Raw genomic sequence first — 21718 nt, 5'->3', positions numbered from 1 at the left:
CACCACATTTAAATGGTGACTTCGTACCAGCTACCAGCGATACCACCGGCCGCTGCTGCCCTTCGGGCGGGCGACAAAACCAATCAGCCAGAGCACGAGGACCGCGATAGCGACCCACCAGAGAATTTTGATCGCGAAACCCGCCCCGGCGAGAACCAGAACCAGCAGAAGAACAAGAAGCAGGGGAACCATAGTTATCAACCTCCGAGGCATCACCTGCCCCACCACGCCTCGGACATGCACACAAAATTACCTGTTCCTACCGGCGCAGGCGGGAAGACGCTTCGACCGTCTTCGGCAACAGAAACCAGGCAACCCCGAAACGCCAGTCCATCGTTGTGCCTGCGATCGCATCGCCGGACGCTTCCCCACAGGGCCGTATCGGCAGCTCGATGCGGCAGAGCAGACAAGCCCCACCAATTTTCAACCGGCCGAGTGCTGCTTCCGTTTAGCCCACACGGGTGGGGTAGGAGGGCCGCATGTTCAAGCACCGAAGTTTTCGTACGATTGCTGTACTTACCATCAGCTGGGCTGCCTTGACGGGTGTCGAGCGAGTGAGCGAAGACGCATCCTGGCGGATGGCTCTGCTCAGCGCGCTGGTGTGGGGTGTCGTGATATCCGGTGCCTGGTGGTTTGCCGAATGGACGCAGATGGGCCGCCGCAGCCGAAGTGACCTCGCAGGTCCGGCTGACACTCGCCAGGACGCGAGCGGAAGGACGGGGAGCAGCACATGACAGACCGACGTCGCAACGCCCTACGGTTCTCCGTCGGTTTGCCGCTTCGGCCGCACTCGCTCGGCCCGCGCCTCCTGACGGAGGCCCTTGACGTCGTTTCACGCCGCGTACGGCTCAGCCGCGCCGCAGGCACCACAGCCGTCTGCGCGCCTGCTTCCGGATACCAGTCGCGCCCCGACCGGCAGAGTAGGTCCGGAGGGGGCGCCTCAGCCCGGCACCCGCACCCGCACCCGAGCCCCTTCCTGGGCGTAACGGACCCTCACGAGCGTGCCCAAGAGGTGATCGAGTCCCACACCACCAGTCCCAGCGACCTGGCCTCGCTCCTCGAGATGTTGGGCCTGGTGCCGGCCAAGGAGCCGCACGTGACCCGAGCGCGTACCGAAAGCGACCGAGGTTACCCTGGGCCGCGGTAACGGGCAGCAGAGACCTTGGCTTCGTGGCGCGACTCCTCGCGGTGCGGGATCGCGGGGCGTGCGCGATGTCCTGCAGGCGCGAGTGGACGGCAGCGGCATCAGGACGTTCCGCGGGATCCCGGCCGGTCATGGCCTGCGTTCCCTGGTACTCCTGGTGGCCCGTGAGTGCTTCGCGGAGTGTCACTCCCAGGGCGTAGATGTCGCTGGCCTTACTCGCGCTTTCGCCAAGGAGCTGCTCAGGTGCCATGTAGGTGACAGTGCCGACCAGGGTGTCGGGTGCACTGATGGAATGCTCGTGCACGGTCCTGGACGGCCCGAAGTCAGCGAGGTGCGGGGAGCCTTCCTCGCTGAGCAGGACATTGGAGGGTTTCACGTCATGGTGGATGATGCCGTGAGCGTGGACGTGGTCGAGGGCTGACGAGATGTCGGCGCCGATCCGTGTGACCCGAACGGGGCTGAGAGGACCGGCGTCCAATCGGGCGCGCAGGGTGGCGCCACGGATCAACTCCGTGACCATGAAGGCACCCTGTCCGTGGCGGCCTACGTCGTAGACGGTGACCAGGGCCCGGTGGGAAAAGCGGGCCAGCAGGCGTGCTTCGTCGTAGAAGCGATCTGCAGTCACCGTGTCCGTAACCACGCGGAACACTTTGACGGCCACCTCACGGCCGAGGACGTGGTCGATGCCGCGGAAGACATCCGCCGTCCCGCCGGATCCTATGGAGCCCTCAAGCCGGTAGCGGCCACCCATCAGAGCGTCGCGTTGGGGCAGAGCTCCGTACGTGGGGGCAGGCCGGGCCGGCAGAGGGTCCCTCTCAGCGGACGGACCGGACCGGCTGGACATCGGGACGATGGTCGAGCACGTACAGGAGAGGCCGAGCGGACGAAGTCCCATGCGCAAGCCGTCCAAGAGGGACCCTGCTTGACGCCGGGGCACTCATGGGGCGACCCCGGCGGCGGGCTGGTGGGCCCGAACGATGGTGGAGCCGACGGCGACAACCCAGCGGACATCGGCAACCTGGGACCCGCCAACGTCCTCCTTGACTGGGACTACAGCCACGCCGGCATCGACGAACACGTCGCATGGGGCAGCTATAAGGTCTGGCCGGACGCCGCCGCCGCGAAGTTGACGTCGAACGGCTGCATGTCCGGCCGCCTGCGTCGCGATCTCTCGCGACAAGGCCACCGCCACCTGTAACAGCCAGGGAGCCCTTGGCGATCTCGGCGCCACCCTCGACGGGCTCCTGCGCGGTTACAGGGTCACCGTCAATGACGACCCCCGCACCGCCAGCGGCACCATCCGTCTGCTCTAACCCGAGCCCCGGTGGGAAAGCCCCGCTCCCCACATGGCGTTTCACGTAGCGCGTTCTGCCCCTGCGCAGCAGGAATCCGGCGTCAGACGGCATACCTGGACCGGGTATTGTTACTGACGGCTTGGAACACCGCCCGCAAGCGGTGGGACGAGCCTTTTCCACGCGGGCTCGCGAGCCAGGGGCGGACGGTGAGGAAACGATGATCTCGCAGGGCAGCAGGGAGCGGCCGGTCCACAGCCTTGGCCATGGGGATCACGTCTGTCTGGCGTTCGCCGACGATTCCGAGCAGCGCCGGGTGGTCACCGCCTACGTGTCCGATGGCTTGAAGCGCGGTGAGCGAGTGATGTATTTCGCCGACCGGCAGAAGCCTGCCGCGGTGCTCGACTGGCTTCGGTCGACACAGACGGATCCGGACGCTGCGTTGTCCAGCGGACAGCTGCAGGTGGTCACTGCCAGCGACGGCTACCTGGTTTCGGGACGTTTCGACGCCATGGTGATGGCGGCCACCCTGCGGCAGGAGATGGCAAGCGCTGCGGCCTCTGGTTTCAAGGGACTCCGGGTCAGCGGTGAAATGAGCTGGGTTCTGCGTGAGATCGGCAACACGGACGAGCTCGCCTCATACGAGAGCATGGTCAATTCGGTCTTCGAGGGACAGCCTGCTTCGGCCGTCTGCCAGTACGATGCCCGCCTCTTTCACCCCACTCAACTGCAGACCTACGACCACTGCCACCCGGGCACCGTGGAACTCTCCCCGCTCTACGAGGACAACCTGTTGCGGATCGTTCCCACCTTCGAGGAAGGGGAACGCACGATGCGTGTGATCGGCACCGTGGACTACCGCACCACCGACGCTCTGACTGCGGTTCTGGACGCCACCCTCGACTGGGCCGGGGACGTACGGGTGGACATGAGCGCGCTCGAGTTCATCGACCTGGCCGGTCTGCGCGCTCTGGCGCACACCGCCGAGCGATACGAGCCCGGCCGCCACATGCGGGTGGTGGAACTTGCCCCACTGCTGTGCCAGGTGATAGCCGTGGCCGGCTTCGACCAGCAGGACGCCCTGGTCGTCACCTCCCCGGGAGCCTCGGCATGAGCAGCGTGATCGACGTGACCGCCTCGCAGCCCGACCGGACCCCTCGGTTGGTGCACCAAGGCCTGGTTTACGGGTCCGACGAGGCGTTCTTGGCCGCGACCGTCCCGTTCTGTCTGGACGGTCTCCAGCATGACGAGGCAGTCCTCGCCGTCACCACACCCGCCAACATCGACCTGCTGCGTCAACAACTCGGCAGCGCCGGCAACTCGGTGCAATTCATCGCGGCCGACGACTGGTACCAGACGCCTGGCAGCACCCTCGGCGCCTACTACCGCTACGTCGACGAACGCACCGCCACTGGGCGCCATCCTCAGGTACGCGTGATCGGTGAGCCCGTCTGGCACGGCCGCGACGCGTTGGAAACCGACGAGTGGACCCGCTACGAGGCCGTCATCAACCTCGCCTTCGCCCACTGCCCGGCATGGATCGTCTGCCCCTATGACACACGGACGCTCCCCGACCAGATCGTCGCCGACGCCCGCCGTACCCACCCGCAGCTGGTGACCGGACCGGCTGCCGAAACGAGCGGTCACTACGTCCCTCCCCAGGGCGCCGCCTGGCATCGGAACCTGTCCCCGGTTCCCGCGCCGGGAAGCAACGCCACGATGGGCTTCGGCACCGACTTGCACCACGTGCGCTCGTTCGTCGCCCGGCATGCCGCGCAGCTGGGGATGTCCCCTCAGGGGGCGGAGCTTTTGACGTTCGCCGTCAACGAAGTGGCCACCAACGCTGTTCAGCACGGCGGAGGGCGCGGCGAAGTCTCGGTGTGGCGTACGGGGCACAAGGTCATCTGCGAGATCAGCGACCCCGGCCCCAACCGCTTCCCTGCCGATACCGGGTGGACGCTCGGCTACCTGCCACCGGACCCCGGTCTGCCCCGCGGGCACGGCCTGTGGACCGTGCGCCAGTTGTGCGACCTGGTCGAAGTCCACACCGGCGCCCCGGCCACGGTCGTCCGCCTCCACCTGAACCTTTCCTGAATCACCCGGCCGGTCAGTCGGCGACAGCGAACGTCTCGGTAGTGCCGTCGCCCCCGGGTACTCGGTGACCGCTGCCGGGCCGGGCCGGGCCAGGGGAATCGGGACCCGCGGCCCCGTGTTGTCCCACACATGGGCGATGCACCCCGGTACGACTATGAAGAGCTCGACCCGTCCGCCTTCGCGGCTGCCCGCGCCCGCCTCGCGGCTGACCGCGACGACACGCTCGATCGGGTGGCCGCGCTGGGGCGCGACTTCGACGGGATCGTCGCGGCGAACGCCCTGGTCGCGGTCGACGACGAGCACGACCCCGAAGGGGCCAGCACGGCCTTCGAGCGTGCCCACGTGGCCTCCCTGATGGCGCGGGCGCACGACCATTTGGACGAGCTGGACCAGGCACTGGAACGGCTCGAACGGGGCGACTACGGGCAGTGCGAGGGGTGCGGCGCGACGATTCCGCCCGAGCGCCTGGAGATCCGGCCCGCCGCGACCACCTGTGTGTCCTGCGCCGGGTCCGACCCGCGCCGTCCCCCGCACCCCAACTGACGCCGGCGGCCTCTCACCGGTCGGTTGCCTGAGCGCCACTCATGCCGTCGCTACGTCCACAAGAGACGGCACTCGGCAGGTCTGGTCGGACGCTCGGGGTCTTCAGCGAGCCAGGAACTCGTCGAGAAGCTTGTCGAGGTCGAGGAACTCCTCCCCGGCAGCGACGACTGCGTAGGTCTCGTCCAGGAAGCCCCTCAGCACGGGGGCATCCACAAAGACAACGGCGTTGTCCTGCTGATCGGCGCTCCGGCCCATCAGTTCGACGCGTAGTTCATCGCGTCCGGACCCCGTGTCGGGGCGGAATGCGACGTCGCCCTCCCCCACCGGACGGTGGAGCCCCTCGGCCAGCATCTCCCGGTCGAAGTGCCACCGTGCCAAGACGTCGACATCGTCCAAGAACTCCGCCTGCACCACGTACGGGTCTCCGCTGTCATACGAGAAGCGGGCAAGGAAATGCACGTGGCCCGACGCCGTCTCGAGGTGCACAACGATCAGAGCAGACACGCAGGACATTGATGGGCCTCCAGGATCGGCTGACAGCTACGCGCGTGTGCCCCGCTCCGCCCCCACCACACTGGCCCGATCGGGGGAACCGCGAGACTGCAGGCGCTGGAGACCCCGCCGAGGTGGACTTCTTCCGCCGGTTTGACGACCGGTTGTCCCCAGGTTCTTGGGCGGCCGATGGAAGCAAACAGTGACAAGGTCCTAGAGAGTCCCCGTTTCCCTTCCGCTTCCTTGTGAGGAACGTTGTCGCCTTTGATTCCGCAGGACCCGGGCTCGCTGAAGGAACTCCTCGCGCGTGAGGTCGCGGCCCTGCGAAAGGCCGTCGCCAGTGCCGCCGGCGTGCGGCCGGACGAGAGAGTTCCCGCGTCCGGCCCGGCGGGCGGCCCGCCGCGGACCTGTGCCTGCGGCGGGGGCGACGGCCCCGGACACTCCTGCGGCGACGGGCCGGAGGGCCACGATCCGTGGGCATGCGTGTGCGCCACGCTGCCCGCCATCCCCGTGTCAGCGGCACTGCTCGTGCCCGTCCGCGACGATGCCGGCCGGACCGTGGACTTCACCGTGCGGGCGGGGAACCACGTCCGTCCGGCCCGGTGGCTGGAGTCACCCGACCGGCACGTGGGCAGCAGACTGCGGGACGTCCAGCCGGGAGCCGCCGCCGGCGGTCTGGTCGACGCGCTGGCCGGAGTGCTCCGATCCGGGCGCGCCCTGAAGGCGCTGGCAGTGGACTACACCGAGCATCGCGGGGACGGTCTGCACCGCACGCAGTTGCTCTACGAGGCCGCCTCCTGTGGGGACAACGTACTGGCGACCTGGCGTCCCGCCCACGACCGTGCGGAGCTCCTCTCGCGCGACGCGCAGTACATCGCGTCCATGGGCTGGGGCACCTGGGACCTGCTCTCGGGGGACACCGTCTGGTCCGAAGGGCTGTGCTGGCTCTTCCGTACCGATGCGGCGCGGCCCCTGTCGCTGGCGGACCTCTGCGATGCCGTCCTGCTGGAGGACGTACCCCGTTTCGGGAAGCTGCTGACGGGTCTGCTCGACGGGGAGGAGCCGCCCGGGGTCGAGGTCCGCTTCAGCGTGTTCGGCGAGATCCGCACCCTGCACCTGGTGGGCCGTCCCGTCCTGTCCACGGACGGGCTCGTGTGGTCGGTCCACCTCATCGCACGCGACCTCACGACGCAGGTCCGCAGCCGGCAACGGCTCGCGGCGACCCGGCGCCAGTCGGAGCAACTGCGCGAGGAAGCGGCCGCCGAGCGGCGGGTGGCCTCGGTGCTGCGGGAGGCCCTGATGCCCACCCACTCGGCGGAACTCGCCGGGCTCGGGCTGTCCGTGGCAGCCGCTTACGTTCCCGCCGAATCGGAGGCCGCCGTCGGCGGCGACTGGTACAAGTGCCGCCTGCTGCCCGACGGCCGGGGCCTGCTCGCCATCGGCGACGCCTGCGGTCACGGGCTGGGCGCCGTCGCCCGGATGGCGCAGCAGCGCCACGCCCTGGCCGGGCTCGCCCACGCTCCGGGAACCCACGCCGGCCAGCTCACCACCTGGCTCAACGAACTCCTGTGCGGCGACCCGGCAGCCCAGACCGCGACCGGGATCATCGGACACGTCGACGCCCAGCGCAACTTCCGCTGGGCTTGCGCGGGCCATCTGGCGCCGCTCCTGCTGCGCGACGGCCGGGCGACGGCCCTCGACACCGGCCACCGCGGGCCGCTGTTCGGCATGCTGCCCGGGTACGAATACGCCACGGCGACCCTGGCGCTCCGCCCTGGCGACCTCCTGCTGCTCTACACCGACGGCATGGTCGAACGGCGCGGGGAGGACATCACCACGGGCATCGACGCCCTCCTCACGGAACTGGTGGCGTGCGACGGCCTCACCGCCCAGGAAGCCCTCGACCGCATCATGGCCGCCTACACGCCGGAAACCCACGAGGACGACACCTGCCTGCTGGCCATCCGGCTGGACTGAACAGTTGGCATGCGGGCTCACAGGGATACCGCTTATGGCCGAGGCCGCCTCACAGGTGCGTAGCGCTGCCACGGGGGCTTGGCCTCGGCCCACTCCAGGAACGGTTCCTGCCGGTCGCCACCGATCTGCATGAGGGCGACCTCGGTGAATCCGGCTTCCCGCGTACGGCCGTACCGCCTCGACGAAGGCGTCCACGTCGTCGCCGCAGGAGATGGCCCTGGCGATGTCTTCGGCCGGGAGTGCTGCGAGGCCTGCTCGAAGCCGACGGGTCCCGGCAGCTCGGCGTTGACCCTCCAGCCGCCGAGGGACCAACGGAACTGGTCGTGTGCTCGGGCCACCTCCGCGTCGAGGTTGCCGGAGACGGCGATCCCGATCGGGGGCGGCTCGTCAGGGAGGTCCCAGAGCCTGGCGTCCTCGACGTCGAAGTGGGCGCCGTGATGGCTCACGTCGCCGCCGGCGAACATCCGCCGGAGCTGTCGACCGCCTCCTCCGGCGACACGGTCGCACGGATCAGCGGCGGCACGGTGCACGAGGACCCCGACCCGCACGTCCGCCCTCGGTGACCACGTCCATTTCCGGGCGCCCGACCTGGAGGCCGCCGTCACGGCCGCGACCAGCGCGGGCGGGAGCTCCGTCTGCCCCGTGGAAACCTCCGCAGCCGACCTGTCGATCACCCTCCGAGACCCCGGAGGGGGCCTGTTCACCATCCTGGCACCGCAGGGATGAAATCCCCCGGGCCTGGGGGGCGGCGTGCTCGCGCAACGGCAGCGGCTGCGTACCCGAGCTGCATGATGCTGCCCGAGGAACCACTGTCCGAATCCGGACTCCGGGAGATGATCGGATGGCTCGTCCATGCGATCGAGGCCGCCGGAGCGCTCATCATCTTCGCCGGGGTGGTGTGGGCTTTCTCCCGGTTCAGAGACGGAGTCGGCAGGGATCGAGGCCTTCTCCGACAACGGCGATGGCCCCACGACGGCGATGAACGGAATCACTCGCCACATCAAAGCCAGATGCATGGGTAGCCGGGGACCATGGACACCACTGGAACCACCCCGCTGCGCGCCGTCGCCCTGGTCTGCACCCTCTCCCCCTCCCCCGCCCCGTCCAGCTCACAGCTGCTGGCCGAGCAGACCATGGCCGCCCTCGCCGAGCACGGTGTCACGGGCAAGACCATCCGAATCGCCGACCACGACGTGAAGGCCGGCGTGAAGACCGACATGGGTGACGGAGACGCCTGGCCGGAGATCCGCGACACGATCCTGGGCTGCGACATCCTGATCCTGTCCACGCCGATCTGGCTGGGTCACGCCTCGAGCATCGCCCAGCGCGTGCTGGAACGCCTCGACGCGGAAATCTCACAGACGGACGACAAAGGCCGCATGCTCACCTACGGCAAAGCCGCCGCGGTCTGCGTGGTCGGCAACGAGGACGGCGCCCACAAGGTCAGCGCCGACCTCTTCCAGGGCCTGAACGACGTCGGCTTCTCCCTCGCCCCCAACGCCGTCACCTACTGGGTCGGCGAAGCCATGAAAGGCACCGACTACCAAGACCTCGACAAGACCCCCGAGAAGACCGCCACCACGACAGCCACCCTCGCCGCCAACACCGCCCACCTCGCCCGCCGCCTCAAGGCAGCTCCGTACCCGGCAAGTTGATCCACCGCGCGCCAGGAGAAGGGAGGAAACGCATGCCCTTCCACCCAGACCCCCGCGCTTCCTTCTGCCCGCTACCTCCGCCGCCGTTTCTCCGACCAGTAGCAGGATCATCCCGGATCGGCCGGGCCGCATGCCTGGCCTTCGCCCGTGAAAGCGCGAACGCCGTCTTCACCCATCTGCGAGGGGAAGCGGCGAGGCGGCCGAGACCGCGCGCCTGGTCTGCGAAACAGGGCGCCCCGGAGCGCAGACCTCTTTCGGGCCGGTGGGGCGGGTCAGACCCCTTCACCGAACCGCACGGATCCGTTCCCGCTGGTCACCGGTCATGCCCGCTCGTCGATGTTGACCGCCTGCCCCCGATCGGGCTCCGCTCCCCCGCCGGGGCCTCGCCGCGAGGTCAACGGCTCGAACTCGTCGCCCGACCATCAGGGCCGCCTGCACGGGAAGGAGCAGGAACGGTCCGACCGCGGGCCGCCGCCCCCGCTCCGGAACCGGAAATGGGCCCCGACTCCTCGAGTCGGGGCCATTCAGACCATGAGGCTCCTTGATCCGTCGACGTAGGCCCTCTGCTCGGCCGGGCCGATCCGTCACGCTGCTCGCCGGGAGCAGGCTTCATTCGCCCTGTGTCAGAGTTCGGCGCGCGTCGCGGACTGGGCGGCCCGTACGGCGACGTTCGCCGCGTCCTGCACCAGCGGCGCCGCCGGACCTCCGCCGCCGGTCAGGGCCCAGCCGCAAAGGGCCGCCCAGGCCAGTGCGGCCGAGGCCGCCTTCGCGCGCTCGGCCCGGTGGGGCAGGAACGTGCCGAAGAGCAGCGCGTCCCCCGCGTCGATGGCGACCCGGCACAGCACGGCCGTCCGCAGCGCACCGCCCGCGGGGACCGCGACCATGGCCGCGCCGATCACGGCGTCCCGGACGCCCAGCGCGCGGATCAGCAGCGCGGAGGAGCCCTGCTCTGCCAGGCCGCAAGGGCGGGCCAGCACCCTCGGCCGGCAGGCGACCGCCACGCCGTACCCGAGAGTGGCCACACCCATCACCCGCGCAGCTGTGGTGCGCATCCGCGATCACTCCGATTCATTTGGTCCCGGCCCATTGGTCCAGGTTCATTGGTCCAGGTTCATCGGTCCCGGCCGGCCGTAGGCTTCGGGCCATGCGGGCGATCCTGCTCCTCGCGGCCGATACCCGGGCGCTGCCGCTTGGCCCCGTGTCCGCCGGCATCCGCTTCGCCGTCGCCCCCGTCGCCCCCGTCGCCCCCCTCGGGACGCCGGACGACTGCCTCGTCCGCCTGCCGCCGGGCCTCGCGGTCGCCGCTCTCCCCCTCGGCCTCGGACGGCGTGGTGCGCGGGTGACCCCGGGAACTCTCGTGGGCCGTCATCTCGTCCTCCTTCGGCGGTGCCCTCTTTCGGCGACTACCCCGTACCGTCGCCCTCAGACGCTTCGCGCCCCCGCGGCCTGGTCGGGGGTGTCCGCCGGCTGCGGCACCTCGGCGGGCGGCCGCAGCGTCCGTGACGTCGAGGGTCGACGCAGGCCGCCGCGGCAGTGCCCAGCCCCTCTCCCACCGCTTCCCGGAGATCCGCGCTGGCGTGTCCGTGGGGCAGCCGCCGATCCGCCCTCGACAGATTGCGTGAGATGCGGCCGTAGCGGGGTACGCGCACCATGACCGTGACAGTGCACCATCGATGAAGGGTGAGGTCATGCCGCGAGGATCCAGCGCGAAACGCGAGCGACAGTTCGAGCACATCAAGGAGTCTGGGGAGAAGCGCGGGATGTCGGAGGGGCGGGCGAAAGAGATGGCCTCCCGCACCGTGAACAAGGAGCGCGCCCGGTCGGGTGAGAGCAAGACCGCGAGCCGCAGCTCCACCCAGGGAAAGTCCGCTTCGCAACGCGGCGGCGAGAAGTCCCACGGCGGCGGCAGTACGTCCGAACGTACCAAAGACGACCTGTATCAGGAGGCGAAGAAGCGCGGGATCGAGGGCCGCTCGACCATGAGCAAGCAGCAGCTCAAGAACGCCCTCGGCCACTGAGCAGCCCAGGGGAGCAAGTGCCCCTGCCCTCGCTGGTACCGGTTGTCCTGGCGAGGACCCCGCGCGCTGCTCCACCCTGAACCGCCTCGGCAGCAGTCGGCAGTAGGAGGAGTCCTCGTGGCCGTCCGTCATCAACTCATCCGCCATTCCCCTCGCGCGGTGTGGGCCGTACTCGCCGATCCCACCCTGTACGGGGAGTGGGTCGTGGGCCCCTCCGAGTCCACGCCGCTCGATCACGCGTGGCCCGCACCGGGTTCCCGGCTGCGCTACACGATCCGGCTGGGTCCTTGGGCTGTCGAGGGCACGACGACCGTCCGCCACCAGGAGACTGACAGGGAACTGGAGCTGGAAGCGTCCTTCAAAGCCCTCGGCACCGCGCGGATCTTCCTCCAGCTCCGCCCTTGGGGCGAGGAGACCCTCATCATCTGTGACGAACACCCCTTGCGCGGCCTGGGAGGGGCCCTGCACAACCCCGTGAGCGAAGCGGCCCTCCAGCTACGGCACCGCGGCATGCTGCCCCGCCTGGCCAAGCTCGTGGAACAGCGGCCTGCCGAGGTACTCCGCGCCTGACGCCGTGGTGATCGGAGCCGGGCCCAACGGCCTCGCCGCCGCAAACCTGCTGGCCGATGCCGGGTGGAGCGTCGAGGTCCTGTAAGTAGGCGCAGGAACAGCCCGCGGAGCCGTACGGAGCGATCGCGGGGTGCAACCGGACTACGTCTCGGACGTCTTCAACGCCTTCTACCCACTCGCCGCGGCCCCTCCGGTCCTCGCCCGCCTCGACCTCGCCGAGGAAGGCCTGCGCTGGAACCACACCCCTTCCGTGCCGGCCCACCCCCTGACGGACGGTCGGTGTGCGGTGCTGGAGCGCCGGGTGCAGGGCACCGCTGTCGGGCTGGCCACCGCATTCGCGACTGCCGACGGCGAGGCCTGGCAGAGCATGTACCGGACGTGGAGCCAGCTCGGACCGGTCTGCTCCGGGCCCCGGCTGGCCGCGAGGCTCCGCGCCTCCGGCAACGCCCTGCACGCCGACCTCGCGCCCGAGGCGGCGGGTAGCGGCGGCTTCGGATGGCTGATGTCGATGCTCGGACAGAGCCACGGCATTCCCGTCCTCGTCGGCGGTGCCGGCGCTCTCACCGACGCGCTCGTCAGCCGCCTGAAGCGCCGCGGCGGCGCCCTGCGCTGCGGGGAGCGCGTCGCCTCGCGGTGGGGCGGCGGGCGGGGTCAGGACGGGAGGGCGGAGAAGCCGTCTACGCTCGCCACAGCCGTGGGCGCAGGGGGCGTAGGCACGTTCATGTGCGGGGTGTGTGGCTGGGGCCGTCGTCGTCGGGGGTCTGCCAGGAGTCCTGGCGAGCACGTGCCTCGGGGTTCTGCTGAGCCGGGCTGGCGGGAGCTCTCCGCCGCGCGCTGCGCCGGCTGCCATACCAGAAGGCGCCGATCAAGAGGACAGCCACGACCACCCCGATGATGATCAGGAGCAGTGAGCTGATGGCTTCGGCCGCGAGGGGTTCGGTAGCAATCATGCGTAGCACCTACCCGCGATCGGCAAGCTTACGAGGCGACTGCCCCGTATGGCGGCAGGCGGCGGTCACAGCCGCTGGACGAGACGATGATCGAGCACGCACACCGCTGGCCGGCGCATGCTGGGGCCGCCCCTCAGCCGTGCGACGGCACACGCTCCCGAAGCGGGCTGCTTCCATTCCCCGTCCGTTGCGGGTCGGTCAGGCGCCGGGAAGGAAGAGGCAGAACGGGTGACCGTGCGGGTCACGTAGGACGCGCACACCCTCTTGAGGCTGGTGCTCCTCCACCGTCGCACCCAGAGCGAGAGCCCGCTTGGTCTCCCCGTCCAAGTCATCGACCTGGATATCCAGGTGCGCCTGCATCTGCTGCGTGCCGGGACACTGCGGCCACACCGGAGGCGCATGGTCGGCCTCCAGCTGAAAGCTGAGACCTGGGCGTTCCCGCTCCGGGGCCCGCAGGCGGACCCACCGCGGCTCCCTCACCGCTGCCCACGGCATGGCGTCCCATGCGTCCGCACCGCGCCCTGGGTGGGGGGACCAGTCCGTCGCAATGGGCCGCTGATCACCGGCTCACGCTGCCTGCCGCGCCTGCTCCGCGGTGGTTGAAAAGGCCGTGTCCTCATCGAAGACTCTGCGGTGCTGGAGGCAGTGGTGGAGCTGGCCGATCAGACTGTTGAAGACGTTGCGCAAGGCGGAGGTGCCAGTCTCCGCGTTCGTCGCGCCGGTGTCGGTAGCGGGCCATGGCCCCAGGAGAGGCTCGTAGGGCTGAGAAGGCCCACAGGTAGCCTGCGTGGTTGAGCCGGTCGTTCTTGATACGGCGGCGGGGTGATGCTCGACTTCTTGCCGGAAGCCCGGGTGATGGGCGACGACCCCGCGTATGCCTTCAGGCCGCGCGGGCGTCGGCGAACCTGTCTCGGTCGTCGCCGAGCTCGGCCAACACGCGGGCTCCGAGCTGAGGTCCCAGCCCGGGGAAGCTCAGGATGATCTCCGCGTCCTCGTGTGGGAGGAAGGCTTCTTCCACGGCCTGGGCGAGGTCGTTCACGGTGGTGCAGGCGGCTTCGAGCTGGACGAGCAGCGCGAGCATCTGCTGCCCCAGGGCCCTCTCCACGAGCGTCGGATGGTGGGCCCATTCGGCTCGGAGGATCTCCCGGAGCCGTTCGGTCTCGGCCTCGATCCCACGCTGGCGGCCGGCACGCCGGAGCGCTGCGGCGATCTGGGGCGGGTCGGGCGGGCGGCGTCGATGGGGGGTCGGAGCTGACTTGAGCAGGGCGAGGGCTTCAGGCCGGCTGAGGCCGTTCTTCCGGTGCGCGACGGCCGTCAGGGCCGCGGGGTAGTACTCGCGGAGCAGGGAACGGCGGCGTTCAGCGGGTCGCCTCGGTCCGGGCATCGGTCAACTCCGCCCGGGCCGCCTCCATGTGCTCACGCCGTGCCTGCTCCGCCCGCACCCGGAGCCGGGGCACGCTTAGCCTCAACGGCCGGCAAGCGCGCCGTGGCCGCGAGACGGCCACCGTCGTCCCCCTCACTCCCTCGGCCCGGCCGTGGGCCGGTCAGGCTGTGAACGCAGCCGCCGCGCCAGCAGCAACTGGACCAGCCCGCCGACCGGCCACACCTGGCAGCCAGCGACTGGCGGGCTGACCCCGGGCTGCACCCCTGCGGCTGCTGTCTGCCCCTCCCTTCTGATCGGACCGTACGGATGTCCCCCACTGGGGGTGCCGCCCTCAGTCGTTCACCGGTCCTCTGGCAGCGGATACACCATGAGGGCCTCCGTGAGGGCCCCGCACAACCCCATGGCCATCGCGAGCAGCACCGCGGCGAAGACGGCGTGTCGCATGCCCTCGGCGTGGACGTCCCCGGGCTTCTCCGGCTGCACCTCGCCCCGCGGGTCGTAGACCAAGTGCAACTGGTTGCCGGCCTTCGCCAGTTCCTCGTCCCTGGTCAGGGCGGAGGGACCACCGGGCGGGCAGCCGAGCCGGTGGTCGTACTTGGTGGTGTGGTGGACGGTCTGGCCGGTCTCGACGTTGAAGGTGGAGTACGTCTCGACGCGGGAGGTCACCGCCTCGACCACGCAGGTGACCTCCACTCCCCGTTCCCGCAGCGCCACGTGGTCCACGGAGTTCAGAGCGAGGAACGCCCCGACTGCCGCTGGCAACGCGCTCCAGGCGATGAGCAGCGCGCCGCGCTGCCCGGCCCGGGCGGCGTGGTATGCGAGCCCTGCCAGGGGCACGACGATCCCGCCGAGCACCACCAGTCCGCCGCCCAGCCAGCCGCCCGCCCCCGCCCACCCGACGCCGAACGCCGCCCCGGCGGCCGCCACCGGCGCCCCCACGGCGACCAGTACGCGCCCCAGGGTCACCCACCCCCACAGCCCCACCGGATTCCTCGTCCCGGCCATGCCCGCCCCCTGTCTCCCTCGGGTTCGCCGGGTTTCCCGGGCTCCCCTCCGGAGGCTTACACGCCGGGGAGGGCAGGATGGTTGACCCCGTGGGTACCCCGGCTCGTGAGCGCCGTACAGGCGCCGGCGGGGACGTCAGCGGCCGGTCGCGGCGCCACTCGTAGCGCCACGCCGCGTCGAGGTCTACGGGCGCCGGAACCGCCCTCGTGGCCATGGCCGGCATCGGAGCAGCCCGCAGACGGTCCGACCGCTGTCCGGCCTTCGCGATCGCCCGGACGGTACGCCCGGCGTCATGGCTCAGTTGGTGGTGAGGAAGTCGTAGTAGTCGGTGCCCGCGACGAGTACGGAGGTGAAGGAGAGGGGGAGCCCGGCGGCGTCGCGGGGGACCTCCTGCGAGGTCTGGCGGGTGAATCCGAGGGAGACACCGGGCACGACCAGGCTCTCGGTATCCGGGGCCGTCACCGACCAGCCGCGCTCGCGCACCCGCTGCAGGATCTCCTCGGCCGGGTCGGTGAACACGTCGTAGCCGTCGAGCAGAACCCGGGTGGTCGTGGTCTTCCCCTCACCGGGCCACCACAGCTCGACCGCATTGAGGAGGCTGTCCTCGTCGAAGGAGGCGGTGTAGCCCACCCCGTCGAAGGACCCCATCGCCCGCCTTTTGGGTCGGCCCGGGCGCGGTCCGATCACCCGCGGCTCGCCCCAGGGGGCCACGGCGGTCATCGCCTCGTCGAAGGCCATGCCCAGACGCAGGGGGTGCACACCGTTCGGCGGGTTGAGGATCAGGTCCATCATGTTCTCCGGTCGGTCTATTTGAGGACGTCATAGTCTATCGACCAGCCACGTTTGGTCAGCATGTCCTGGAACTTCTTGTTGGCCTTGAGGCTCTCGACCATGTCAGCGATGTGGGTGTCGTACTTGTCGCCGTACAGGTCACGGATTTCGTCGATGTCCATTTTCATGGCCAGATCCCAGCGGCCGCTGTCGATGAGGGCCCGCTGATCGGCCCGCCACTGCACGGAGTCGGCCCCCGAGCCGGTGCTCGTGACCGCGCGGTGGTCGTCGTATTCCATTCGGATCGACGGGCCCATGCCCGCCCCGCCGCCGCGCTTGTTTGTCTTGAAACCGGGCTCGTCCAGGTGGGAGTAAGAGGCCTTCGCGGGGATGTGGTTGATCTCCATGTCCACATCGGTGACACGGGATCCGTCGGGCTTCTTGAGGTTCGCCGGCTGCATGCCGCTGTACCAGCCGCCGTCCTCCGTGCACCCCTTCGCGATCAGTCCCTCGGGATCGGCCCAGGTCTGAGGGTTGATGACGTAGGCGACTGGGTTGGGAGCGGGGGCCAGACCCAGCGGGTCCGCGCTGGCGTACCGGGCGGTCGCGGGATCGTAATGACGGAAACAGTTGTAGTAGAGGCCGGTCTCGGCGTCGTCGTACTGGCCGGGAAAGCGCAGGGGTGTGTAGGCGGCGGCGCCCCGGTTCCACGTCGTCGTGCCCCACACCGTGGAACGGGCCTGCCAGGCGATCTTGCCGTCCTCGTCGACCAGTTCACTGGGCGCGCCCACCAGGTCGGTGACGATGGCGAAGAAGCGTGAGTCCACCCCCGTCTGCGGTGTTCCGCGGCGCTCCAGCTGTGTCAGCGGGCGGTGGCCGTCGTACTCCCAGCTCGTGGTCGTGCCGTGAGCGGTGTCGGTCTGCTCGGCCAGGCGGGTGCCGTCCCAGGAGAAGTACACCGAGACCACGATGGTCTGCCCGTCAGGGGCCATGCGGTGCTTGGCGGTGCGCCGCCCCAGCGGATCGTAGGCGTACGTCCACAGCACCCCGTCCGGGGTCCGGCAGGCCGTCAGCCTGTTCTCGGCATCCCAGGTGTAGTGCCAGGTGTCCGCCTTGCTTGAGAGCCGCTTCCTGCGGCGTACGACGGTGCGTCCCGCCGCGTCGTACGAGCAGCGCACCGATCCGGCGCTGAGCAGCCGGGTTCCCTCGTAGGTGCGCTCGCCGCGGCCTTCCGTGCGCTGCGCGCGGTCGGGCCACTCGGCACTGATCTGGTTGCCCGCGACGTCGTAGGCGTACGACTCGCTCCACCCCTGGGCCGTCACCCTCAGGGGGCGGCCCACCGGGTCGAGGCCGAAGGCGCGGACGGTCCCGTCGAGTTCGTCGGTGACCGTCTCGAGGTGGCCGTCGGGCCGGTAGGAGAAGGCGCGTGAGCGCAGGGTGCGGGCGGGGGTGGCGAGGACCTGTGCGGCCAGCCGGCCCGCGGGGTCCCAGGCCGATCCGATGGTGACGGGGTGCTCGGCCGGTCCGAACTCGCGGGTGAGTTCGCGGCCCCGGGCATCACGGGTGAAGGCGAGAAGGTGCCCGCCGGTGCTCACCGTGCTGCGTAGACCTGCTTCGTCGTAGGCGAACCGGGTGACGGCACCGGTAGGGCTGGTCCGGGAGGTGACCTGGCCCGTCGGGTCGTAGGTATAGCTGGTGGTGCGTCCGTCCACGGTCTCGGACAGGAGCCGCCCTATCAGGTCGCGTTCGAGGATGATGGCGGAGGTCGAGGAGGCCGCGGATTCGATCCGGCCGGCCGCGTCGTATCGGTAGCGGGTGGTCTCGCCGGACACGTTTTTCGCCGTGAGCCGGCCGTTCGCGTCGTAGCTGGTGGTGATGCGGTCGCCGAGCGGGGTGGTGCGGGCGACGACCTGCCCCGCGGGGTCGAGCTCGTAGGCCGCGACGCGGTTGTCGAAGTCGCTCTCGGCGATCAGGTTGCCGGCCGCATCATAGGTGTAGTCCCAGGTCAGGCCTTGAGGGTTGCGGACCTGGGTGAGACGCAGTTCCGTGTCGTGACGGAACTCGTAGCGAGCGCCGTCGGCTCCGATGCGGGCGGTCAGCAGGTCGAAGGGGCCGTACTCGAAGCGGGTGACGGCTCCTGCGGGGCCGGTGTGGGAGGTGCAGTTGCCTTCCTCGTCCCAGGTCCAGCACTCGGTGGTGCCGTCCGGGGCTGTCCGGCGCAGGGCCCATCCCTCGGGGCTCCACTCGGTGCGTGTGACGGCGCCCTGCGGGTCCATGGCCTCGATGGGGCGGGCGAAGGCGTCACGCAGGACGGTGAAACGATTCCCCAGCGGATCGGTCCGGGACACGGCCAACCCGGCCGCATCGCGCGTCTGCCGCTCTACCCGCCCTGCCGGGTCGGTCCGGGTGAGCAGGGCTCCCCGGCCGTCGTAGGTGAAGCGGACGACGGCACCATCTGGCGCGATGACCGCCGTCCGGTTGCCGCGCTCGTCGTACTCCTGGCGCCAGGTGGTGCCGTCGGGGCCCGTCAGTTCCACGGGTTGGCAGAACGCGTTGTAGACGGCGCTCGAGCTGGTGCCGTCCGGTGAGCGCAGGGAGGTGAGGTTGTGCTGCTCGTCGTAGGTGAAGGTGGCTGTCCGGCCGAGCTCGTCGGTCCGGGCGAGGAGGTTGTCGTACCGGTCCCACTGGCGGTGGACCGAGTGCCCGAGCGGATCGGTTTCGGTGACGACCTGGCCGAGGGAGTTGAAATGGGAGACGGTGACCGCGCCGGTGGAGTCGGTGAATCGGGTGATCCGGTTCTCCGTGTCGTAGGTCAGGCGGGAGGACAGCGACCCGTCCGGTCCGATGGTCTCCACGACTCGGCCCGCGGCGTCGTAGACGTAGCGGTAGGTGGCCCCCCGCCGGTCGGTCCACGAGGTGATGCGAGCGGATTCGTCGTAGGTGAAGCGCAGCGGCGGGGAGTCGGCGTGGGCGACGGTCACCAGATGGCCCGCGCCGTCGTAGCCGAAGGTGTGCAGGGTCTGCGGGCCGTCGGGGGTGCGCAGGGCGAAGGCGGTGACGCGGCCGGCGGGGTCGCTGTCGCAGGTGATCCGGTAGCCGCCGTCGTGCGCGGCCGATATCAGGCGTCCGTCGTCCTCGCGGTGGAAGCGGATGCTGTTGCCGTTGCGGTCCTCGATACCGTGTAGCCAGTAGAGGGCGCTACCGTCGTAAGGGTTGCCCGTGAACCGTCGGGTCAGCCCGGAGAGCGGATCGTCCACCACGTAGGTGATGTCGCCGAAGTCGTTGTGCTCCAGCAACCGCAGCGGCAGCCGGGCCCCGGTGAGCGGCAGGACCGGCTCGTCCTCGGCGTCGCGAGGCAGCCGCGGGTACACCAGCAGGGAACCGTCCTCGCGCGCCCAGATCGCTGCCCCGGCGGCGTCGGCGTTGAGTTCGAGCCGCTCGTCGACGGTCGACGCCCAGCTGGAGCCGAAACTGCGGCCGTAGTGGTAGCCGGAAATGTGTGTGCGGCGCAGGACGAACGGCAGCACGCCGTGCAGTGCCAGGTCGGTTTGCGCGAGCACCATCTCGCCGCTGGCGATGTCGACGGGGTCGGTCTTGCAGCGGCGGTTGTCCAGTGGCATCCCCTTGCCCCGTGGGTCGTCCTTGGCAGGCCTCATCGAGGCGGGGTCCTTCGAGCCGGCGCCGGGCCCTCCGCGGCCGGCTGGCCCGCCGGGACCCGAGCCGCCCTTGCCGTCGTGGGCGCCCGAGGCCTTCAGCTGGTTGAAGCGGTCGCGGATGTCGCCGTCGGTGTTCTTCTGGGACGTGGATATGTGCTTCACGGCCTTTGGCAGCGTCTTGCCGACATGGTCACCCATCGCCTTCGTGGCCTTGGTCAGGGCTTCCATGGCCTTGTCGGCGACAGGGTCGATGGCACGGGCGATCGAGTCACGGCCCCGAGTACGCCCGTGATGGGACCTTGCTTTGCCCAGTTTGGAGGTGGTCTTGCCGTGGATTCCGGTGCTGACATTGCCCAGCTGGGTGCTCGCGCGGTCGTGTTCACCGTGTTCGATGTGCACGTCGACCAGGCCCGAACCGCCACCCCCGGGGGCACCGCCGCCTCCTGCTGAGGCGAGGTGCATGGCCTCCTTGCCGCTCTGGACGCCCTGGCCGAAGCCGTCCCGGCCCGCCTTCCCGGCCTGACCCATGTCGACCTCGTCCTGGAGACCGATGGCCATGGAACCGAGCTGGACGACGAGGTCCGCGGCGATTCCTTCCAGGGCCGCGACCGCGGGCTCGGTGAGCGCCGCGACGATGTAGCCGACGGCCTCCTCCACGCACTCCTTGATCAGACGCTTGACGACCTCCTGGGTCGCCCGCATCGCTGCCGCGCCGAACAATGCCGACAGACCACCCGTCACCGGGATCAGCGAGAGCGCGATACCGGCCTCCGCCGCGAGGTACCCGAGCTGGACCAGGGCCGCGCCCTTCATTCCCTCGACGGCCCCGGCAGCCATATCCATAGCCCCGCCGATGGTGCGGGCACCTGAGGCGATGTCCTTGAGGTGTTTGCCCTTGATGGTCTTCCAGTGCGAGTTGAGCGCATCGATCGACTCGCCCGTGCCCGAGGACAGCAGACGCTCGACGTGGTTGTTCGCGAGCTGCCCGTCGTCCTCGAGATCGTCCGCGAACTCCCGCAGCGCATCCGCCATGTCGCGGTAGGCGTCCTCGTCGACGTTGGGCCAGGCGACACCGATCAGATCCAGCAGAACGTCAGCCCAGTCCGGCACCGTGACAGCCACGCGAAACATCCCCCATGGTCAAACTGATCATTCAGCCGAACAGTCCTACCATGTGCCCAGGTTCTTGGGTAATGCGCGTCGGTGATCCCCGAACCCGAGGCGGGTGCAGGCCGACCGCATGGCCACGACGCGGCCGGAGCGGATCCCACAAGCGCTTTGATGGCATCCCGGTCTGCGGGAAGGCCGATGTCGTGGAACCAGGCGGCGATGAGGTTGGTGTAGCGCCAGCACACATCTCGATCCGCGAGCGCACTGAGGAAGCGGTGCTGGGCCGGCGTGAGCTCGGCACCCTGGATGTAGCCGGACGGGAACGCCGCAGCGAGCAGTGGGCCCCGGTCGTCGCCGATGGTGAGGTTGCTGCAGAAGGGCACGCAGGCTCGGGCGACCGCGAGAAGTTCCTCGAAGTCGTTGGTGCGCTCGATGGCCGCAGCCAGCAGTGCGTGCCGTAGACGGCCTTCGATCTGAGGTAGCGGGTCTGCGATCCAGGGATCGACGGCGGTGGGCTCCGGGAGCCAGGAGTCGACGTTGGCGGGATCGAGCAAGGCGTGGAGGATCACCTGCACTGCCTGGCCGTTGTCGAACAGCCGGGTGCCAGCGCCGCGCAGGCCCGGATGGCGGGGCCTGGATCGGAGAGTAGGGCTGTGGTGTCGTCGCCCCAGGACCCGATGGTCAGAACGGTGGCCGCGCGTTCACGCCGGTCGCTGCTCTCGGCGAGCAGGCGCCGCAGTACCCGGGCGGTGGTGACGATCTGCCCTGCCGGCTCTGGAGCCTGCAGGAGTGCCGTGGTAGCGCCGAGGGCCGCCTCCCGGACCGCTGGATCCGGCGCGAGTAGGTGCGCGGTGACGGTGTTGGAGATCGGTCCACGAACGGCTCCTACGGCTCCTACGGCATCGGTGGCTCCCGGGTCGTTACCGTCGTCCGCGCCGGTTCTTTCGCCGTAGGCAGGCGAGTCCGCTACCCGGCCCGACATTGCCGCCCGCTTGGGATCCGCCTTACTCCGAAAGTTCGGCGTCCCCTAAGGGCTGTCCCGTAGATGATCTTCTGG

At 69.8% G+C, this 21718-nt stretch carries 20 protein-coding genes and 2 pseudogenes; 10 read left to right on the top strand and 12 right to left on the bottom strand.

From position 1 onward, the window contains the following. Positions 1 to 30: 30 nt before the first annotated feature. Positions 31 to 192, bottom strand: coding sequence for a hydrophobic protein (locus ACFWBW_RS36290; protein WP_385382251.1), 162 nt, complete (start codon positions 190 to 192; stop codon positions 31 to 33). Positions 193 to 848: 656 nt separating this feature from the next. Further along, on the bottom strand, positions 849 to 1895 hold the full coding sequence (locus ACFWBW_RS36285; RefSeq protein ID WP_385382249.1) for a serine/threonine-protein kinase: 1047 nt from the start codon (positions 1893 to 1895) through the stop codon (positions 849 to 851). A 171-nt stretch (positions 1896 to 2066) separates the two neighbouring features. On the opposite strand from ACFWBW_RS36285, the gene ACFWBW_RS36280 reads away from it, so the two are divergent. The 4 genes from ACFWBW_RS36280 to ACFWBW_RS36265 all read left to right on the top strand — a co-directional run bounded on the left by ACFWBW_RS36280 (position 2067) and on the right by ACFWBW_RS36265 (position 5073). Continuing rightward, positions 2067 to 2342: a hypothetical protein gene (locus tag ACFWBW_RS36280; RefSeq protein WP_385382246.1), complete on the top strand. Its 276-nt coding sequence runs from the start codon at positions 2067 to 2069 to the stop codon at positions 2340 to 2342. A 314-nt stretch (positions 2343 to 2656) separates the two neighbouring features. Beyond that, positions 2657 to 3550 (top strand): MEDS domain-containing protein, encoded by an 894-nt coding sequence (locus ACFWBW_RS36275; RefSeq protein WP_385382243.1) that lies wholly within the window; start codon positions 2657 to 2659, stop codon positions 3548 to 3550. Next, on the top strand, positions 3547 to 4530 hold the full coding sequence (locus ACFWBW_RS36270) for an anti-sigma factor RsbA family regulatory protein (RefSeq protein ID WP_385382240.1): 984 nt from the start codon (positions 3547 to 3549) through the stop codon (positions 4528 to 4530). The genes ACFWBW_RS36275 and ACFWBW_RS36270 overlap by 4 nt, the downstream gene beginning before the upstream one ends. 129 nt (positions 4531 to 4659) lie before the next feature. Continuing rightward, positions 4660 to 5073, top strand: coding sequence for a TraR/DksA family transcriptional regulator (locus tag ACFWBW_RS36265; protein ID WP_385382237.1), 414 nt, complete (start codon positions 4660 to 4662; stop codon positions 5071 to 5073). 102 nt (positions 5074 to 5175) lie between these two features. Here the strand turns inward: ACFWBW_RS36265 and ACFWBW_RS36260 are convergent, their stop codons facing one another. Then, on the bottom strand, positions 5176 to 5577 hold the full coding sequence (locus ACFWBW_RS36260; protein WP_385382235.1) for an SsgA family sporulation/cell division regulator: 402 nt from the start codon (positions 5575 to 5577) through the stop codon (positions 5176 to 5178). A gap of 243 nt (positions 5578 to 5820) precedes the next feature. Between ACFWBW_RS36260 and ACFWBW_RS36255 the strand changes: the two genes are divergently transcribed. After that, positions 5821 to 7542: a PP2C family protein-serine/threonine phosphatase gene (locus ACFWBW_RS36255; RefSeq protein ID WP_385382232.1), complete on the top strand. Its 1722-nt coding sequence runs from the start codon at positions 5821 to 5823 to the stop codon at positions 7540 to 7542. 32 nt (positions 7543 to 7574) lie between these two features. On the opposite strand, the pseudogene ACFWBW_RS36250 reads toward ACFWBW_RS36255, so the two are convergent. Next, positions 7575 to 8015 (bottom strand): annotated as a pseudogene (locus tag ACFWBW_RS36250) (LLM class F420-dependent oxidoreductase); the annotation flags it as partial. Here ACFWBW_RS36250 and ACFWBW_RS36245 point away from each other — a divergent pair. After that, positions 8005 to 8268, top strand: coding sequence for a VOC family protein (locus ACFWBW_RS36245; RefSeq protein ID WP_385382275.1), 264 nt, complete (start codon positions 8005 to 8007; stop codon positions 8266 to 8268). The pseudogene ACFWBW_RS36250 and the gene ACFWBW_RS36245 overlap by 11 nt on opposite strands. A 305-nt stretch (positions 8269 to 8573) precedes the next feature. Continuing rightward, on the top strand, positions 8574 to 9197 hold the full coding sequence (locus ACFWBW_RS36240) for a flavodoxin family protein (RefSeq protein WP_385382229.1): 624 nt from the start codon (positions 8574 to 8576) through the stop codon (positions 9195 to 9197). 623 nt (positions 9198 to 9820) lie between these two features. On the opposite strand, the gene ACFWBW_RS36235 is transcribed toward ACFWBW_RS36240, so the two are convergent. Further along, positions 9821 to 10249 carry a hypothetical protein gene (locus ACFWBW_RS36235; protein ID WP_385382226.1) on the bottom strand — a complete coding sequence of 143 codons (429 nt, stop codon included), beginning with the start codon at positions 10247 to 10249 and terminating at the stop codon, positions 9821 to 9823. A 636-nt stretch (positions 10250 to 10885) separates the two neighbouring features. Between ACFWBW_RS36235 and ACFWBW_RS36230 the strand changes: the two genes are divergently transcribed. From ACFWBW_RS36230 to ACFWBW_RS36220, 3 genes and pseudogenes are all read left to right on the top strand, one after another. Next, entirely contained in the window at positions 10886 to 11215 is a 330-nt protein-coding gene (locus tag ACFWBW_RS36230; RefSeq protein WP_385382272.1) for a plasmid stabilization protein, read from the top strand. Between the two features lie 117 nt (positions 11216 to 11332). Next, complete coding sequence (locus tag ACFWBW_RS36225) at positions 11333 to 11785, top strand: SRPBCC family protein (protein ID WP_385382223.1); 453 nt, start codon at positions 11333 to 11335, stop codon at positions 11783 to 11785. Then, positions 11763 to 12410 (top strand): annotated as a pseudogene (locus ACFWBW_RS36220) (NAD(P)/FAD-dependent oxidoreductase); the annotation flags it as partial. The gene ACFWBW_RS36225 and the pseudogene ACFWBW_RS36220, both read left to right, overlap by 23 nt. A gap of 94 nt (positions 12411 to 12504) precedes the next feature. On the opposite strand, the gene ACFWBW_RS36215 reads toward ACFWBW_RS36220, so the two are convergent. The 7 genes from ACFWBW_RS36215 to ACFWBW_RS36185 all read right to left on the bottom strand — a co-directional run bounded on the left by ACFWBW_RS36215 (position 12505) and on the right by ACFWBW_RS36185 (position 21230). Beyond that, positions 12505 to 12735 (bottom strand): DUF6479 family protein, encoded by a 231-nt coding sequence (locus tag ACFWBW_RS36215; protein WP_385382220.1) that lies wholly within the window; start codon positions 12733 to 12735, stop codon positions 12505 to 12507. Positions 12736 to 12933: 198 nt separating this feature from the next. Continuing rightward, entirely contained in the window at positions 12934 to 13284 is a 351-nt protein-coding gene (locus ACFWBW_RS36210) for a VOC family protein (RefSeq protein ID WP_385382269.1), read from the bottom strand. Between the two features lie 331 nt (positions 13285 to 13615). After that, a complete protein-coding gene (locus ACFWBW_RS36205) occupies positions 13616 to 14119 on the bottom strand; it encodes a transposase (protein WP_385382216.1) in 504 nt (167 codons plus the stop codon). 339 nt (positions 14120 to 14458) lie between these two features. After that, complete coding sequence (locus ACFWBW_RS36200) at positions 14459 to 15124, bottom strand: hypothetical protein (protein WP_385382213.1); 666 nt, start codon at positions 15122 to 15124, stop codon at positions 14459 to 14461. 297 nt (positions 15125 to 15421) lie between these two features. Next, positions 15422 to 15916, bottom strand: a complete 495-nt coding sequence (locus ACFWBW_RS36195; RefSeq protein WP_385382210.1) for a hypothetical protein — start codon at positions 15914 to 15916, stop codon at positions 15422 to 15424. 14 nt (positions 15917 to 15930) lie between these two features. Then, complete coding sequence (locus ACFWBW_RS36190; protein ID WP_385382207.1) at positions 15931 to 20682, bottom strand: RHS repeat-associated core domain-containing protein; 4752 nt, start codon at positions 20680 to 20682, stop codon at positions 15931 to 15933. Beyond that, complete coding sequence (locus ACFWBW_RS36185) at positions 20628 to 21230, bottom strand: hypothetical protein (protein ID WP_385382204.1); 603 nt, start codon at positions 21228 to 21230, stop codon at positions 20628 to 20630. The genes ACFWBW_RS36190 and ACFWBW_RS36185 overlap by 55 nt, the downstream gene beginning before the upstream one ends. Positions 21231 to 21718: the final 488 nt, after the last annotated feature.

It is taken from the genome of Streptomyces sp. NPDC059957 (assembly GCF_042730015.1).
Lineage (GTDB): Bacteria > Actinomycetota > Actinomycetes > Streptomycetales > Streptomycetaceae > Streptomyces.
The sequence above is the reverse complement of the archived record's forward strand: the minus strand, read 5'-3'. Positions and strand labels throughout refer to the sequence as shown.